This is a genomic window from Deinococcus sp., from assembly GCF_030523985.1.
In the GTDB taxonomy this organism is placed as follows: Bacteria; Deinococcota; Deinococci; order Deinococcales; family Deinococcaceae; genus Deinococcus.
In genome coordinates this window covers 1-2,598 of the sequence record NZ_JAUNHK010000187.1, presented here as the reverse complement: position 1 = coordinate 2,598, position 2,598 = coordinate 1, and the positions used below count along the sequence as shown (strand labels likewise).

Genomic DNA, 2,598 nt, shown 5'->3' with positions numbered 1-2,598 from the left:
GGGGGTGAGTTGTGTCCATGCCGTAAAACCCGTATCAGGCCGGAAAAAGGCGCTCCAACCAGTTCAGGCGCTCCGCCAGACGGGGCATCTCCAGTTCCAGAACGTCCTCGGTCAGTTCCATCAAATAACGGGTCAACGAAAACACGTGCACCTGCTCGAAAGGTGGATGCTGGCCTTCTCGAAGAGGCAGGGTGAACCATGCACCCGCTTTCTCGTCGGGGGCCACCAGCCACCACAGGCAGAGGAGCGGCTCTACTCTTTCGGGATGGATACCGGGCGGCAGAGTCATCACATCCAGCACCTTCCCAACTTGCGGCGCATGGAAACCCTGTGCAGCGTCGTTCCAAATACGTTCCAGCCACTGTTTTTGGCCCAGTCTCAGTAATTCATCGTCACTCAGACCATCTTTCAAACGCAGCCCCCCAATCGCATTCCCCGCCCACATTTTGATTTCCGTCTGGTAAAGCGTGCCCATCCCGTCGTGAATCCAGGCGTCCAGGCGTGAGCCTTTGCGCGTGCCGGGCGTCACTTTCCAACTCACCAACTCGGCAGGTTTTCCCTGCGCTCGTAGGTAATGGAGGATGAGGCCGACAGCAAGAGGTTCACCCATAAACCCTGTCATGGCGGTGTGATGCCCGTTGGCCTCTTCGTCGCCGGAGTTCATGAACCGCAACAACTCCCGACGGTCAACCCTCACTGTGCCCATTCCCAAAGCATAAAGGCCGCAAGCTCCCGCTCCGGCCCTTTGCTTTCAACGACCCAATCAAATCAGGTTCAGTTCGTTGCCCTCAATGTGCGCCAGATGCTCGGGCAGGTTCCCCGGCTTGTCCATCACAATCTGCTCGGCCTTGTAGCTGCTGCGCACCAGCGGCCCGGCGACCACTTCCATGAAGCCCAGTTTCATGCCTTCCTCGCGGATTTCGTCGAATTCGGCGGGCGACACGTACCGCTCGACGGGCAGGTGGTGCATGGTGGGGCGCAGGTATTGCCCGAAGGTCAGCACGTCCACGCCAGCAGCGCGGCAGTCCTGCATGGCCTCGGTAATTTCCTCACGGCTTTCGCCCAGCCCCAGCATGATGGAGGTCTTGGTAATCACGTCCGGGCGGGCTTTTTTGGCGTGAGCCAGAACGCTTAACGTCTGGTCGTAGTCGGCGCGGATGTCGCGCACCGGGTGGGTCAGGCGGCGCACCGTTTCGAGGTTCTGGGCGTAGGTGTCCACGCCGCTGTCCAGCACGAGGTCAACGCAGGCCGTATTGCCGCCGAAGTCGGGGGTCAGGGCTTCCACGCGGGTTTCGGGGTTCAGCTTCTTGATGGCCTGTACGGTCTTGGCGAAATGGTACGCGCCGCCGTCGGGCAGGTCGTCGCGGTCTACCGAGGTCAGCACCACATATTTCAGGCCCATCAGCCGCACCGAGTCGGCCACGTGCTGCGGCTCGTCCAGATCCAGCTTGCCCATCGGGTTGCCCGTGTCCACCGCGCAAAAGCGGCAGGCGCGGGTGCAGATGTGGCCCATCAGCATGAAAGTCGCCGTGCCCCGGCTCCAGCACTCGCCGATGTTGGGGCACATGGCTTCCTCGCAGACCGTGTGCAGGCGGTGTTCCTTCACGATTTTGCGAACCTCGCCGTACACCTGCCCCGTCGGGATGGTGACTTTGAGCCATTCGGGCTTCTTTTCGCGCACCGGCACGCTGTCTTTGCGGTAGATGCCGTTTTTGATGAACTTGGGTTCTTTGCTGGTCTGGTCTTGCTGAGTCATTTTGGTTGTCCTTTTGGGTACGCGCTCAGGCTTCTGGTGGCGCAAGAAACGGTGTCAGAATCAGGTTCTTTCCGTCATCTATCGACCATCATCTCCGGAATGCTCCAATCATAAGGGGCGAACACTTGCACGAAAGCGTCAGCCAGCGCCTTTTTCGCTTCCGCCACGCTTGCCTGACGGTGGAGACCGCGCAGGTCGTACTCGCGCTGCACGCTGGTCATCTGGGTGTCTTGCAGGCCGCACGGCACGATGAGTTCAAAGTGGTGCAGGTTGGTACTGACATTCAGCCCGATGCCGTGCAGCGCCACATGTCGTTTGACTGCCACGCCGAAACTGGCGATTTTCTGGTCGTAGGTCTTGCCGTTGACTTCGCGGGAGTCCACATACACGCCCGCGTAGCCGGGATTGGGGCGGGCGTCGGGCAGGCCGAGGGTGTGCAGCGCCTGGATGGTCGCGTTTTCCAGCAGCCGCAAAAAGTCCACGATTTTGCGTCCCACCGGAAAAATGGCGTAGGCCACCAGTTGACCGGGGCCGTGGTAGGTCACGTCGCCGCCGCGCTCGATCTCGTAAACCTCGATGCCCTGCGCCGCCAGATAGTCTCGCGTCACCACGATGTTTTCGCCTTCGCGGGCTTTGCGCCCCAGCGTCAGCACAGGCGGGTGCTCCAGCAGCAGCAGCGTGGGCTTGCCGCCCGCCACCACCCGTGCGTGGTGCTCCTTTTGCAAGGCCCACGCCTCGCCATACGGCACCACACCCAAATCCAGAATGTCGAATGCCCTTTCCTGGGCCGCAGTCTCGGTCACGGCCCGAATTGTACGCCCCGGCCCCGCGCCATTTTGTGC

The 2,598-nt window shown here is 61.1% G+C and carries 3 protein-coding genes; all 3 read right to left on the bottom strand.

The window, feature by feature from the left end; genetic code table 11:
• Window positions 1–34 precede the first annotated feature (34 nt).
• Window positions 35–664 carry a hypothetical protein gene (locus Q4C89_RS14750; RefSeq protein ID WP_303103379.1) on the bottom strand — a complete coding sequence of 210 codons (630 nt, stop codon included), beginning with the start codon at window positions 662–664 and terminating at the stop codon, window positions 35–37.
• Between the two features lie 99 nt (window positions 665–763).
• The gene (lipA, locus tag Q4C89_RS14745) at window positions 764–1,756 is read right to left on the bottom strand and encodes a lipoyl synthase (protein WP_303103378.1); all 993 of its coding nucleotides are present in this window, start codon (window positions 1,754–1,756) and stop codon (window positions 764–766) included.
• 74 nt (window positions 1,757–1,830) lie between these two features.
• On the bottom strand, window positions 1,831–2,559 hold the full coding sequence (gene lipB, locus Q4C89_RS14740) for a lipoyl(octanoyl) transferase LipB (protein WP_303103377.1): 729 nt from the start codon (window positions 2,557–2,559) through the stop codon (window positions 1,831–1,833).
• Window positions 2,560–2,598 lie beyond the last annotated feature (39 nt).

What these genes read in the sequence shown, in the direction of transcription:
- Q4C89_RS14750 (WP_303103379.1), bottom strand. Translation starts at nt 664, where the DNA reads ATGAACTCCGGCGACGAAGAGGCCAACGGGCATCACACCGCCATGACA.
- lipA (WP_303103378.1), bottom strand. Translation starts at nt 1,756, where the DNA reads ATGACTCAGCAAGACCAGACCAGCAAAGAACCCAAGTTCATCAAAAAC.